Source organism: Variovorax paradoxus, assembly GCF_024734665.1.
Classification (GTDB): domain Bacteria; phylum Pseudomonadota; class Gammaproteobacteria; order Burkholderiales; family Burkholderiaceae_C; genus Variovorax.
Map to the genome: position 1 here is coordinate 6,374,173 of NZ_CP102931.1, position 14,214 is coordinate 6,388,386.

11 protein-coding genes are annotated in these 14,214 nt (G+C 65.6%); 8 read left to right on the top strand and 3 right to left on the bottom strand.

Annotated features, from left to right (window positions below; genetic code table 11):
* The first annotated feature begins 69 nt into the window (after positions 1-69).
* The 8 genes from NWF24_RS29825 to NWF24_RS29860 all read left to right on the top strand — a co-directional run bounded on the left by NWF24_RS29825 (position 70) and on the right by NWF24_RS29860 (position 11,954).
* Positions 70-4,782 carry an Ig-like domain-containing protein gene (locus NWF24_RS29825; protein WP_258351674.1) on the top strand — a complete coding sequence of 1,571 codons (4,713 nt, stop codon included), beginning with the start codon at positions 70-72 and terminating at the stop codon, positions 4,780-4,782.
* A 239-nt stretch (positions 4,783-5,021) separates the two neighbouring features.
* Positions 5,022-6,404, top strand: coding sequence for a serine hydrolase domain-containing protein (locus tag NWF24_RS29830; RefSeq protein WP_258351675.1), 1,383 nt, complete (start codon positions 5,022-5,024; stop codon positions 6,402-6,404).
* A 446-nt stretch (positions 6,405-6,850) separates the two neighbouring features.
* Positions 6,851-7,090, top strand: a complete 240-nt coding sequence (gene atpE, locus NWF24_RS29835; RefSeq protein WP_012745530.1) for a F0F1 ATP synthase subunit C — start codon at positions 6,851-6,853, stop codon at positions 7,088-7,090.
* 155 nt (positions 7,091-7,245) lie between these two features.
* Positions 7,246-8,451 carry an ABC transporter substrate-binding protein gene (locus NWF24_RS29840; RefSeq protein ID WP_258351676.1) on the top strand — a complete coding sequence of 402 codons (1,206 nt, stop codon included), beginning with the start codon at positions 7,246-7,248 and terminating at the stop codon, positions 8,449-8,451.
* 128 nt (positions 8,452-8,579) lie between these two features.
* Positions 8,580-9,500 carry a branched-chain amino acid ABC transporter permease gene (locus tag NWF24_RS29845; protein WP_258351677.1) on the top strand — a complete coding sequence of 307 codons (921 nt, stop codon included), beginning with the start codon at positions 8,580-8,582 and terminating at the stop codon, positions 9,498-9,500.
* The gene (locus tag NWF24_RS29850; protein ID WP_258351678.1) at positions 9,497-10,474 is read left to right on the top strand and encodes a branched-chain amino acid ABC transporter permease; all 978 of its coding nucleotides are present in this window, start codon (positions 9,497-9,499) and stop codon (positions 10,472-10,474) included. The genes NWF24_RS29845 and NWF24_RS29850 overlap by 4 nt, the downstream gene beginning before the upstream one ends.
* Positions 10,471-11,226 (top strand): ABC transporter ATP-binding protein, encoded by a 756-nt coding sequence (locus NWF24_RS29855; protein WP_258351679.1) that lies wholly within the window; start codon positions 10,471-10,473, stop codon positions 11,224-11,226. Before NWF24_RS29850 ends, NWF24_RS29855 begins: the two co-directional genes overlap by 4 nt.
* Positions 11,223-11,954 carry an ABC transporter ATP-binding protein gene (locus tag NWF24_RS29860; protein WP_258351680.1) on the top strand — a complete coding sequence of 244 codons (732 nt, stop codon included), beginning with the start codon at positions 11,223-11,225 and terminating at the stop codon, positions 11,952-11,954. The genes NWF24_RS29855 and NWF24_RS29860 overlap by 4 nt, the downstream gene beginning before the upstream one ends.
* 55 nt (positions 11,955-12,009) lie before the next feature.
* Here the strand turns inward: NWF24_RS29860 and NWF24_RS29865 are convergent, their stop codons facing one another.
* The 3 genes from NWF24_RS29865 to NWF24_RS29875 all read right to left on the bottom strand — a co-directional run bounded on the left by NWF24_RS29865 (position 12,010) and on the right by NWF24_RS29875 (position 14,032).
* A complete protein-coding gene (locus tag NWF24_RS29865; protein ID WP_258351681.1) occupies positions 12,010-12,621 on the bottom strand; it encodes a methyltransferase domain-containing protein in 612 nt (203 codons plus the stop codon).
* A gap of 150 nt (positions 12,622-12,771) precedes the next feature.
* A complete protein-coding gene (locus tag NWF24_RS29870) occupies positions 12,772-13,485 on the bottom strand; it encodes an SDR family oxidoreductase (RefSeq protein WP_258351682.1) in 714 nt (237 codons plus the stop codon).
* A gap of 199 nt (positions 13,486-13,684) precedes the next feature.
* Positions 13,685-14,032: a lysozyme inhibitor LprI family protein gene (locus NWF24_RS29875; protein ID WP_258351683.1), complete on the bottom strand. Its 348-nt coding sequence runs from the start codon at positions 14,030-14,032 to the stop codon at positions 13,685-13,687.
* Between the last annotated feature and the right edge of the window lie 182 nt (positions 14,033-14,214).

The window sequence follows — 14,214 nt, forward strand, 5'->3', positions numbered from 1 at the left end:
AAAAAAGACGGAGCGAGTTGGCCGAGAAAAAGGGTTCCCCTGCGGACTTCAAACAACCTGGAGGCGACAATGAAAATCCGGTATTACTTGATGGCATTCCTGCTGCCGTTCGTCACGCTGCTGACGCACGCGGCTATCACCGGGGTCAGTCCGATGACGACCCTGAGCAACATGGCGGCGGCGGTGTCCGAAGCCGTTGCCGACCCGCTCCCCCTGCAGGGGCCGGGCCTTGGCAACCTCACCTACACGTCGGCCGAGCTGTTCAAGCCGGTGTCGATGATCACGAGCCTCGCGCATCCGCTCGATCCGGCGCACAGCAGCGCCTACGAATCGCGCGAAGTGCCCGCCACCTACCCGGGCCGCAAGGACTACGGCATGAACGCGGGCATCATGGTCAACGGCTACTTCCTCACCTCCTTCGCGCCGGACAGCGGCCTGGGCCCGGGCGGCTTCCTGCTGTACGACGTGTCGAACCCGCGCCAGATCAAGCTCGTCAAGAAGATCTACGAACCCGAGGCCCGCACCAAGGAGTTCCGCGAAACGCACTCCTTCGGCACCGCGAAGATCGGCGGCAAGACGTACGTGGTGCTGCCCAGCATCAACGGCGTCGAGTTCTGGGACTTCACCGACATCAATGACATCAAGCAGGTGAAGAAGCTGGCGCTGCCCGGCGTCAACGGCGGCGACTACGAGGACGTGGCCTGGCAGCTCTGGTGGCAGGCGCCCTACCTGTACGTGGCGTCGGCGGGCCGGGGCATCTTCATCGTCAATGCCGCGGACCCCGCGAACGCCGTGATCGCGAACCGCGGCGCCGGCAAGCCCAACCCGGTGCCCACCGGCGAACTCGGCGGCTTTCGCATCGGCCCGATCTTCACGATGGGCAACCACATGGTGCTGACCGCGATGGAAGGCAGCGGCGGTTTCGCGAGCCTGGACATCTCCGATCCGCTCAACCCCAAGGTGCTCGATTCCATCGTGGGCAGTACGCCGTTCTACTATGCGACCTGCTTCGACGGCAGGAACCTGCATGCCTCCGCGCGCAACAGCGGCGCCAAAATGTACAGCTACGACCTGAGCGACCGCTCGCACTTCGTGGCCGAGGACAACCGGCTCGTCATCGACGAACAGCTGTACTGCGCCACGCAGGACAACTACGTCATCCAGGGCGCGCAGACGCGCATCCACAAGGTCGACGTGAGCAATCCGCTCAATCACGTGGAGGTGGGCCGCGGCAGCATCCTGCGCGAGGACGACCCGAACTTCACTCATTCGGACAACGGCCAGGTCGCGATGTTCGGCAATCTCGTCTTCGTGGGCAACGACCACGGCTCGGGCAGCGGCTTCGTCGTGCACTCGGTGGACCCCGACACCACCAAGCCCGAGGTCAAGCAGGTCTCGCCCGCCAACGGAGCGAAGCAGCAGGCGCTGACATCGCGCATCGGCCTGGGCATGACGGACAACATCCGGCCCGAGAGCGTGAACTCCAACACCTTCATCGTGCGCCCGGTGGGCGGCAACACGCTGGCCGGCACCTACAGCGTGCAGCTGGGCATCATCAACTTCCACCCCGAGCAGCCACTCTCGCCCGGCACCAGCTATGAAGTGTTCCTGCCGGCCAACGGCGTGAAGGACTATGCGGGCAACGCCATCGGCACTGACTACAAGTCGACCTTCAACACCGGCAATGCGACCGACATCAACCTGATGCACTACTGGACGCTGGCGGGCAACCTCTCCGACCAGATCGGCGCCAACAACGGCACTCCGGCCAGCGGCGACGCGTTCGAGAGCATCGGCATGAACTTCGCGAACCGCACCGCCGGCGTGCCGCTGAAGAACGACAGCGTGGCCACCGTGCTCGGCGGCACCGCGTCGCTGAGCTTCTACATGAAGACCACGCAGGCGGGCGGACCGAACTCGTGGACTGCGCCCGGCATCTTCGGGCGCGACCAGTCCGGCGGCGCGGACGATGTGTTCTGGGGTTGGCTCGACAACGGTGGACGCATCAAGCTGTCGATCGGCAACGATGCGGGCACCACCTCCACCGCGGTGGTGAACGACGGCAGCTGGCACCACGTTGTGATGACGCGCGACGCGGCCTCGGGTGCGCAGGCCGTGTACGTCGATGGCGTGAAGACCACATCCACAGGCCCCACGGGCAACAAGGGCCTGTCGAACAAGTTCAACCTGCTGGGCCAGATCCAGGGCAATGCGGCGCTCTTCAAGGGCACGCTGGCGGAGGTGCGCGTCTACGGTCGCGTGCTCTCCGACAGCGAAGTGAGCACGCTGCGCGGCCAGGCCATCATCGGCGACCCCGGCATCGGCGGCGGACCGAAGATCGTCAACGGCCAGCTGGTGTTCAACCCGGCCACGCTGGGCAGCGGCGGCGCGCAGTTCCGCTGGAACTTCGGCGACGGCACTCCGCAGACGGCCTACTCGAGCCAGCCGAACTACACCTACACCTACACGCGCCCCGGCCACTTCACGGTGACGCTGACGGTGAAGGACAGCAGCGGCCGCGAGACCTTCTACACCTACAACCTCACCGTGATCGTTCCGACCACGGCACGGGCGCCCACGCACACCACCAACATCGCGGGCGACGCGAACTCGGTGTATTCGGTCAACCCCGACAGCGGCACGGTCGCCGCCATCAACGCACAGACCCTGGCCAAGCTCTGGGAGACCCGCGTGGGCGAGGAGCCGAAGACGCTGGCCGTCGGCCCCGACGGACGCATCTGGGTCACGGTGCAGGGCGAGGACAAGCTGGTCGCGCTCAACACGGCAGACGGCGCCATCTCCGCCACCGTGGCGCTCGCCTACGGCAGCGGCCCCTACGGCGTGGCCTTCACGCCAGACGGCGCGAAGGGCCTGCTGACGCTGGAGAGCAAGTCGGTGCTGATGAGCTTCGACCCGAGCAATGGCGCCACCACCGGCGCGGTCGCGCTCGATGGCGCGCTGCGCGGCATTGCCGTCAACTCCGACTCGCAGGTGGCCTACGTCACTCGCTTCAAGTCGAAGATGACGGGTGGCCAGTTGCACAGGGTGAACCTGCAGAGCATGAGCGCCATGACCACCATCGCGCTGCCGGTGGACACCACCACGGTGGACACCGAGAGCCGTGCGCGCGGCGTGGCCAACTACCTGAGCCAGGTCGTGATCTCGCCGGACGGCAAGCGGGCGGTGCTGCCTTCGAAGAAGGACAACATCGTGCGCGGCAAGTTCAGGGACGGCAACAACCTGGTGCACGACCAGACGGTGCGCTCCATCCTGTCGCAGGTCGACCTGCAGGCGGCGGCGGAGAAGTTCGACGAGCAGATCGACTTCGACGACCGTGCACCGGCGCGCGCCGCGCTGTTCTCCGCCTCGGGCGACTACCTGTTCGTTGCGCAGATGGAGGGCAACCGCGTGGCCATCGTCGATCCGTACAGCCGCGCGGTGCGCGGCGAGATCAACGCCAGCAGCGCGCCGCACGGCCTTTACCTGGACTCGGCGCGCAAGCGGCTGTTCGTCAACAACTTCCTGGCGCGCTCGGTGTCGGTGCACGACGTGGCCTCGGTGCTGAGTTCGGAGACCAACGCCCCGACCTTCCTGCAGAACGTGTCGACGGTGGCGCAGGAGCCGATGGCGGCCGCGGCGCTGCGCGGCAAGCAGGTGTTCTACAACGCGTCGGACAGGCGCATGAGCAAGGACAACTACATCTCCTGCGCGAGCTGCCATGCGGACGGCGGCGACGACGGCATGGTGTGGGACTTCACCCAGCGCGGCGAGGGCCTGCGCCGCACCATCAGCCTGCAGGGCCGGCGCGGCATAGGCCACGGCAAGCTGCACTGGACGGCCAACTTCGACGAGGTGCAGGACTTCGAGAACGACATCCGCAACGAGTTCGGTGGCACCGGCTTCCTGACGAATGCGGACTTCGCGGCCACCTCCGACCCGCTGGGCGCGCCCAAGGCCGGCAAGAACGCGCAACTCGACGACCTGGCAGCCTACCTGGGCTCGCTGAGCAAGTTCATGCGCAGCCCGGCACGCAACGCGGACGGCAGCCTGAGTGTGGATGCGACGCGCGGCCAGACGCTGTTCAGCTCGGCGCAGTGCGTGACCTGCCACAGCGGCGGCACCTTCCGCGACGGCCTGCGGCACGACGTGGGCACGATCCAGGCATCGTCGGGCAAGGGCATGAACCAGCCGCTGGCGGGCGTGGGCTTCGACACGCCGACGCTGTCGGGCACGTGGAACACCACGGCGTTCTTCCACAACGGCCAGGCGGCCACGCTGCAGGACGTGCTCACCAGCGGCCACGGCAACGCCAACAGCCTGCCGGGGGCCGACCAGGTGGCGATCCGCGAGTACGTGCGCTCGCTCGACACTGCGCCGGCCGTCGTCGCGCGCATCCGCTCCGACCTGAACCCCACGATGTGCGTGAACATCAAGGGCGCGGCGACCACCAGCGGCACGACCGCCGTGCAATGGCCGTGCGGCAACGCCGGCAACGAGAAGTTCACGGTGAACAGCCTCACGGGCGGCTACGTGCAGTTCGTGGCAGAGCACAGCGGCCTGTGCCTGGCGCAGAACGGCACCGCGACGACGAACGCACCGGTGGTGCAGCTGGCCTGCACTGCCGGCAACACAACGCAGTGGAGCCTGGTGGGCGGAACGGTTCGCAACCGCGCATCGGGTTCATGCCTCGACGTGCCCAACGGTTCGACGACGCAAGACACCGCGCTCATCACGTGGACCTGCAACGGCGGCAACAACCAGAACTGGACGCAGCTTCCCTGAAGCACGAGCGCGGCCGCAAGGCCGTGCTTTTCTCGAAGCCGACCGTTTCGACGGTCGGCTTTTTTGTGCTCTGTTGGACTGATGCAGCCGTGCATCGATAGAAGACATTCATCGCAAGCGCGTGGTCGGTCAAGAGCAGCCGTCTACAAGCCGGGCGAAATTGCCCTCGCGCAGACGTTCAGGTAGAAAGTGCGGACCCTTGCCAGTCGCTGCAAAGCTCTGGATCGCCACCTCTGCCATTGAAGCTGGATGCCCACACCATCGCGCAAAGCAGTGCTTTCATGACGCAATACGGTCCATCGCGCCGCGCGGTACTGCTTGGTTTAGCCGCATGCTCGGCACTGCGGCCGACGTCAAGCAGCGCCCGTTCGCTCTGTGACGAGCCTGCCAGTGACAACGGCCCCACCTTCTCGCCGACGGGGCCTCGTGCAGAAGCATTCGGTATCAGAGAAGGTTTCCCTGTCGCTGATCCCTTGCTGCGTGGTCAGCCAGGCGAACCTCTGGACATGAAGTACCGCGTCGGTGCCTTCAGTCACTTCGATGACCAGTACCGCACTCGCCGGGTTGCTCGCGCAGCGGCCCCATGGTGCTTTGCCTATGCGATCACCGATGTTCGCTATCGCTACAAGGGTGCCGACCAAACCATCGAGGACTATCTGGCGCGGCACCCTGTCACCGGTCTGCTGATAGCCAAGGATCAAACGATCCTGCAGGAGCGCTATCAGTACGGTCGGTCGGACCGCGATCGCCTGTTCTCGGGTTCGATGGCAAAGAGCATCACTGGCCTGCTGGTTGGCCTTGCCGTCGCGGACGGGTCGATCAGGTCGGCAGACGACGCAGTACAGGGCTATGTTCCGGAGCTCCAAGGCACGGAGTACGGCAAGACTGCTCTGCGTGACCTCCTGCACATGTCCTCTGGCGTGAAGTTCGGCGAAGAGGCCAACGGCGACCGAGATCTTGATCGATTGTGGGGCGGGATGGTTCTCGGCCACCGCTCCTGGATCGACAGGCTGCTCGGCCGTGGCGCTCCGCAGCGCAGCACCATCGACACGATCTCTGCCTTCACCCAGCGCATTGCCCCGGCCGGGACTGAATTCCACTACTCCAGCATGGAGCCTGCGGTGCTCGGCCTCGTCGTGGAGCGTGCGACCGGTCGAACCCTGTCCGACTACCTGCACGAGAAAGTCTGGTCTCAGATAGGCACCGAGGCCGACGGCGCCTGGCTCGTGAACGCGCAAGGCAGCGAAGTCGCCTGGACGTTCTTCGGCGCGGCTCTGCGGGACTATGCACGTCTGGGACGATTGCTCGCGCATGACGGAAAGTGGGAAGGCAGACAGATCATTCCGGCCCAATGGATGATCGAGGCAACGACAGCGCGCCCGTCAGATCGCTACCTTTCGCCCGGAGTATCTGGCCCTCAAGCCCTTGGCTATGGCTACTTGATGTGGCTGCTTCCCGGTTCGGGACGCCAATTTGTTCTTCTTGGCGGGTACGGCCACCGCATCTTCATCGACCCAACGGCCAAGCTGATCATGGTGCAGACCGGTGTCGATAGCTCGATCGATCAGAGCGACGAGCCTGGTCGTCTTTGGGCGGCGGTAGTGAGCAAGTTCGGTCGCTGAAGTGATTCGTCGAACGTTCGGCGAGGCTGCGACGTTCGGAAATGGACGGCTGGCCGCTTACCATTCATCGTGCACCGCCTGCGCTCAAGGCAACACGCAAAGACTGAATCGTGGAGCCGGCTGTTTCAATCCGACGCTGCAGCATGCCTGCAGCGCAAGTGATTCCGCGCTAGCGGCTTCAGAAGATTCGGGAAACGAAGAGACGTGCGCGGACGCGCGAGTGATTCCAGCCATGAATGGCCTCCAAGTGATTGCGGTTTGCTGAAACCGCCGCACGCGAGGCCAATCCCGATCACGCCTGTTTTTGACATGACGGGCGCGGTATAGCCACGCCCAAAACATCGCACCTGCTACATGACCTCCCACGTCATGGACCGTGCGCACCCGCTCTGGGAAAGTACCTCCATCGAATCAATCGATCAATCAACCAACCAGGAGAAAACACCATGACCGGCTTCAACATCCTTCCCCTCGCAGTCGCCTTGCTGATCGGCGTCGCGGCCCTCGGCTCCTGCCTCGGCATCGGGCTGGTCGGCCAGAAGTTCCTGGAGAGCACCGCGCGCCAGCCCGAGCTGGTCGACACGCTGCAGACCAAGTTCTTCCTGGTGGCTGGCGTGACCGACGGAGCCTTCATCATCGCCACGGGTATCGGCCTCTGGTTCGCCACCGCCAACCCCTTCGGCTGAGCAGGAACGAGGCGGCGCACTGGCACCATTCGTGCTAGCACTGTTGACACCGAATTGTTTACAGTTAAAGTATTTAGCTATCAACGGTTTGATGTCGTCGGTGCCGCATGGGGCGGTGCCGGTGCGTTGTTTCATCCTTCCCTGCCGGAGAACCCATGAGCCACCTGCCCCCGAAGTCGCCCGCGCTGCCGCGCACCCTGCTTTCGCTGCTGCTGTGCGGCGCAGCCCTCGGTACCGCTGTGTCGGCCGCTGCCGCCCCCGTCAAGGTGGGCCTGGCCCTCGACATCTCGGGGCCCTTCGCGGCATTGGGCGCCGAGGCGCGCGACGGCTTCGCGCTGGGCATCAAGCAGCTGGGCGGCAAGCTCGGCGGACAGGACGTCGAATTCGTGCAGGCCGACATGGCCGGCAGCCCCGACCAGGCCAAGCAGCTGGTCGACCGCATGATCCAGCGCGACAAGATCGATATCTTCAGCGGCCCCATCGGCTCCAACGTGGCGCTGGCCGTGGGCCCCACACTCTTCAACGCCAAGGTGCCGTACCTGTCGGCCAACGCCGGCCCGAGCCAGTTCGCGGGCGCGCAGTGCAATGCCTACTTCTTCGGCACCGCCTACCAGAACGACCAGTTCCACGAGGCCGCCGGCAAGTTCGCGCAAGACCGCGCCTTCAAGAAGATCGTGCTCATCGCCCCCAACTACCCCGCCGGCAAAGATGCCCTGGGCGGCTTCAAGCGCCAGTTCAAGGGCCAGGTGGCCGACGAGCTCTACACCAAGCTCGGCCAGATCGACTACGCCGCCGAGCTCGCGCAGTTGCGCGCGGCCAAGCCCGACTCCATTTACTTCTTCCTGCCCGGCGCGATGGGCATCAACTTCATCAAGCAGTTCGTGGGCGCGGGCCTGTCGAAGGACATCACGCTCGTGACCAGCGGCTTCTCAGCCGACGAAGACGTGATCGGCGCCGTGGGCGACCCGATGCTCGGCCTGTTCAACACCTCGCACTGGGCGCACGACCTCGACAACGCCGCCAACAAGGCCTTCGTGACCGCGTTCCGCAAGGAATACAACGGCCGCTACCCGTCGGTGTACGCCGCGCAGGCCTATGACGCGATCCTCGCGATGGACGCCGCCGTGAAGCAGTCCGGCGGCAACGCGCAGAACCGCGAAGCCGTGGTAGCCGCGCTGAAGAAGGCCAACTACGCATCGACGCGCGGCAGCTTCAAGTACGCGAACAACCACTTCCCCATCGAGAACTTCTACCTGCGCGTGATCGGCAAGGACGCACAGGGCAAGGTCACGAACAAGCTGATCAACACCGTGCTGACCAACTACGGTGACAGCTACGCAGACAAGTGCTCCCTGAAATAGGCTCGCCCCCAGGCTTCGCGCACTTCGTGTCGCTTCTCCTTCCCCCTACCGGGGGCAACACCTGAGGCCCGGCAAAGCCGGTTCCTCGGTGTTCCTCGAATGAAAACGCGAGCAATCCTTGTGATCCTATGAGTGGAATTCTTGTTCTCGAGCAGCTGCTCAACGGCCTCGGCTACGGGCTGATGCTGTTCCTGCTGGCTGCGGGGCTCACGCTGGTGTTCGGCATCATGGACGTGCTGAACCTCGCGCACGGCTCTCTCTTCATGGCCGGCGCATACGTGGCGGCCGAGGCGCACACGCGCACCGGCTCGTTCGCGGCGGCCATCGTCATCGCGGTGGCAGTCACCGTCGTGGTCGCGCTGCTGCTCGAAGTGCTGCTGATGCGCCGCCTCTACACACGCGACCATCTCGCGCAGGTGCTGGCCACCTTCGGCGTGATCCTGGTCGCCGACGACATCGTCACGATGGCTTGGGGCCCCTCGCCAGTGATGGCGCCGACGCCGGCCGCGCTCTCGGGGCCGGTCAACCTGATGGATGGCCTGCCCTACCCGGCCTATCGCCTCGTGATCCTCGTCGGTGGCCTGCTGGTGGCGCTGGCGTTGTACCTTCTCGTGAACCACACGCGCATCGGCATGCGGGTGCGCGCGGGCGCCTCCGACCGGCCGATGGCCGAGCTGATGGGCGTGCGCGTGGGCCGCATCTTCAACGGCGTGTTCCTGCTCGGTGCGGCACTGGCCGCGCTGGCGGGCGCGCTGATGGGCCCGATCGTCGCCGTGCAGGTCGGCATGGGCGAGGCCATTTTGATTCCAGCGCTCGTGGTGCTGGTGATCGGCGGCATCGGTTCGGTGCGCGGCGCCTTCGTGGCCGCACTGCTCGTGGGCGTGGTCGACACCGTGGGGCGTGCCTTCGTGCCGATGCTGCTGCGTGCCACGCTGCCGCCGGCCACGGCAGCCGACCTGGGGCCGCTGTTCGCCGAAGTCGCGATGTACGCGCTGATGGTGGTGGTCCTCATCTTCCGGCCCTCGGGCCTTTTCTCGGCACGCGCATGAAGTCCTCACGCTACATCGGCCTCGGGCTGCTCTTCGTGCTGCTCGCGGCGTTTCCGCTGGTCGCGCCCGTCTTCGGGCTCGAGTTCTACATCGGCTTCGTGCGGCGCGTGCTCATCGTGGCGCTGGCTGCGGCAAGCCTCAACTTCATCCTCGGCTTCGGCGGCATGGTGGCGCTGGGGCATGCGGGCTTCATCGGCGTGGGGGCGTACACGGTGGTGGCGCTCAGCGACGCGGGCGTGATGTCGGCATGGCTCATGTGGCCGGCCGCGGCGCTGGTTGCCGGACTTGTCGCGGCGCTGATCGGCACGGTGGCGCTGCGCACGCGCGGCGTGTACTTCATCATGACCACGCTGGCCTTCGCGCAGATGCTGTACTTCGTGGTGGTGTCGCTGCGCCGCTATGGCGGCGACGACGGCTACACGCTGATGTCGCGGCCCACGCTGCTGCCGGGACTGGACCTGGGCAATGAAGCCAACTTCTACTGGGTGGTGCTCGCGATCGTCGCGCTCGCGCTCTGGTGGCTGCACCGCGCGACGCAATCGCGCTTCGGCCATGCGCTGATGGGCATTCGCGACAACGAGACGCGCATGCGGGCGCTGGGCTATCCGGTGTTCCGGCTGCAGCTGGTAGCGTTCGCCATCGCGGGCGCCATCGCGGGGCTGGCCGGTGCATTGCTCGCAGGCGGCAACGGCTTCGTGAGCCCGGCGACGATGCACTGGACGCAGTCGGCCACGCTGCTGGTGATGGTCGTCATCGGCGGGCTGGGGCGCAGCTGGGGCGGGCCTGTGGGCGCTGTTGTCTGGCTGGTGCTCGAAGAAGTGCTCAAGCAGCACACCGAGCATTGGCACATGCCGCTGGGGTTGTTGTTGATTGCTGTGGCGCTGTGGGCGCCTAAAGGGCTTGCTGCCCTGTACAAGCGCCGCTTGCCCCTCACCCCAACCCTCTCCCCAGAGGGGCGAGGGAGCAAATCATGAGCCTTTTCAGAATCGAAGGGTTGGTCAAGCGCTTCGGCGGACTGCTTGCCACCGACCACGTGAACCTCACGGTGGAACGCGGCGAAGTGCATGCGCTCATCGGGCCTAACGGCGCGGGCAAGACCACGCTGGTGAACCTCATCACCGGGCTGCTGAAGGCCGATGCCGGGCGCATCCTGCTCGACGAAACCGACATCACGAAGCTGAAAGACCACCAGCGCGTGGCCGCCGGCATGTCGCGCTGCTTCCAGGTGACGCGCGTGTTCCCCAAAGAAACCGTGCACGACAACCTCATGCTCGCAGCGCAGGCCCATGCGGGCACCAGCCTGCGTTTCATGGCGCCGCGCGCGAAGGAACGCGATCTCGTCGATCGCGCAGTGGCGCTTGCGGACCGCGTCGGCCTCGGCAGCGAACGCGAGCGCATCGCGGGCACGTTGCCGCACGGCGCGCAGCGCGCGCTCGACGTGGCGCTGGCGCTCGCGGCCGAACCCAAGCTGCTGCTGCTCGACGAGCCGATGGCTGGCATGGGCCCGGACGAATCGGCGCGCATGGTGGAGCTGATCGAATCGCTGCGCGCATCGATGGCCATCCTGCTGATCGAGCACGACATGGACGCGGTGTTCCGCCTGGCCAACCGGCTCACCGTGCTGGTGCAGGGCAGGGTGCTGATGAGCGGCACGGCCGACGAAGTGCGGGGCCACCCCGACGTACAAGCCGTCTACCTCGGCACGGAAGCAGAAGGCCATTCATGAGTGCGGCATCCACATTGCTCGAAGCGAAATCCATCGAAGCCGGCTACGGCGCGAGCCAGGTGCTGTTCGGCATCGACCTCGACATCCGCCCCGGCGAAGTGCTCGCGCTGCTCGGGCGCAACGGCATGGGCAAGAGCACGCTGCTGAAGGTGCTGACGGGCACGCTCTCGCCGATGCGCGGCAGCGTGCACTTCGGCGGCGCGGCCATCGGCGGCCCGAACAAATCGATGCGGCCCGACGCCATCGCGCGGCGCGGCGTGGCCATCGTGCCCGAGGGGCGGCATGTGTTCCCGAACCTCAGCGTGGATGAGCACCTGCGCGCCTTTGCAAGGCCGCGTCCGGGCAGCGCGCCGCGCTGGACGCTCGATGCGCTCTACGGCCTGTTCCCTCGCTTGTCGGAGCGCAAGGCCAACGCGGGCAACCAGCTCTCGGGCGGCGAGCAGCAGATGCTGGCCATCGCCCGGGCGCTGTCGACACACCCGCGCCTCTTGATCCTCGACGAAGCCACCGAAGGCCTGGCCCCGGTGATCCGCGAGGAGATCTGGCACTGCATTGCCACGCTCAAGGCCGAGGGTGAGGCGATCCTGGTGGTCGACAAGTACGTGCAGCGTTTGCTGCCGCTGGCCAACCGCCACGTGATCCTCGAACGCGGGCGCGTGGTGTGGCAAGGCGACTCGGCCGCGCTGGACGCCGACCGGTCGCTGTGGACGCGCTACCTGGGCGTGTAGGGCCTGCGTTCGCTCCCTGGTTCGCGCGGCTTCACGGCGTTCACGGCGCAGCTTCTCATTGCGGACGAAGCGCCAGGAAGTAGACCCACGCTTCCTCGTTGCGGCCGATGCGCTCCATTTCCCAGTGCGTGCGCAAGCCGGCCTCTTCAAGCTGCGCGGCGAACAGGTTTTTCGCCCAGTACACGGTGTGACAGTCGCCATTCGTCTCGCCTTCGCCGACGCGCATGGAGACCAGGAAGGCACCGCCGGGCTCGAGTGCGTCGAAGACCTTGCGCAAGATCGGGCCGATCTGCGCGCGATCGACATGAATCAGCACGCACATCGCGAGGATCGCGTTGTAGGGCCCGCCCAGCGCATCCGTGATGACGTCGAGCAGTTCGCCCTTCTTGCCGCGCTCCGCCTGCAGGTCGAGAAATGCCTGTGCCGCATCGGTGCGCCTGACGACCCCGCCCAGGGACTCGATGAAGTCGGCGTCCCGCCCCGGACCGGAGCCGATCTCGAGCACGGTGCCGCCGGTGGGCACGAACTGCATCATCCGCCGCAGCGCGTCCGCGATTTCGGGCTGCAGCGGGTGTTCGGCCACGATCGCGTTGTACTCGCGGGCAGAACCTTCGTAGGACTGGACGGTGCGGTGCGATTTCTCCAGCGCCTGTGCGGAGATTTTCATGAGCAGCCTTTCCGGACCATCGGACATCCGACGGAACCTGGAAAGGCTAGGCCCAAGACGCCACCCGGGCCATGGGGCAAATCACCTAGTGGACTGCCGATGAAGTCAATGAACTGGCTGGGTTGGCAATACCTGCCGCAGCAGGCAGCCTCACACAGAGCGCGTGATGCCGCCGTCCACGCGCAGGTTCTGCCCGGTGATGTAGCCCGCGCCTTCCGACGCGAGGAAGCCGATCACGGCCGCGATCTCGCTGCTCTTGCCGTAGCGGCCCATGGGAATGCGGCCACGGAATTCGGCCTTCTCTGGCAGGCTGTCGATGAAGCCGGGCAGCACGTTGTTCATGCGCACGTTGTCGGCCGCGTACTTGTCGGCGAAGAGCTTGGTGAAGGCTGCAAGGCCGGCGCGGAACACGCCCGATGTGGGGAACACGGGGTCGGGCTCGAAGGCAGCGAAGGTGGAGATGTTGATGATGGAGCCGCCGCCCTGCTTCGCCATGAGCGGCGCGACGAGGCGCGCAGGGCGCACTGCGCTCAGCAGATAGACGTCCATGCCGCGGTGCCAGTCTTCGTCGGTGATGTCGAGGATCGGCGCGCGCGGGCCATGACCTGCGCTATTGACCAGCACGTCGACGCGGCCCCATTCAGCTACGACCTTGTCGACGAGCCGCTTGAGGTCGTCGTTCGACTGGTTCGAGCCTGTCACGCCGATGCCACTCAGCTCGGCGGCCAGTGCCTCGCCCTTGCCCGACGAGGAGAGGATGGCTACGCGAAAGCCGTCGTCTGCGAGCTTGCGGGCTGCCGCGGCACCCATGCCGCTGCCACCTGCGGTGACGATGGCTACTTTTTTCTGTTCTTCAGAAGACATCCAGGATTCCTTGGTTCATGCGAGACCTGCATTTAGCCAAGGAATCAGGCTTCTTGCCATTCAGGGGTGCGTGCGAATGACACCGGGTACTCCCCTCCGCGAATGTCCCCCGGCCTGCGGCCTCCTCCTTTATTTCGCTGCGGGGAGCACCCGATGCCATTCGCACATGGGCGCGGCCGTTGTGCAGGCATTCAAAGGCCTACTGCTTGCAGGTGCGCTGACGTTCAACCTGTTTCGTCATCTGGACGATCTCGTGCTCAACGCACATGGACTCCGCCGTCTGCTCCAGCGATCCACCGCCATAGTCCTTCGCCGCGTTGCGTTTGCATCCCTGGTCGCGCACGACTTCCCAGCGGGCGATCCTGGCTTCGAGACGCTCCTTGCAGGCCGGCAACTGCTGCACCTTGCTGGCTAAGGCGTGCTTCAGTTTCAGGTCAGCCACAACGACATCGCGATACGCGCAAATATTCATCGCTGATTGACTTGCCTCGCAACGAGACAGAAGGCCGCGCAATTCGTCCTCAGGTATCCCGGAGCGTTGCGCCAAGGCGGTCAATACCTCCTGAAAACCAGGCTCGTACTTCGCAGGAGATGCTGTGGATGCTCCCGAGACTGCGCAAGCAGTCAGCAGTGCAATCAACCCGCGTTTCATCGCGCGGGCTGAAATAGGGATGCCTCTTCGCGTCGGCGGTTTGCCAGGCTCTGCAAACGAACAGTGCGAAGACGGTG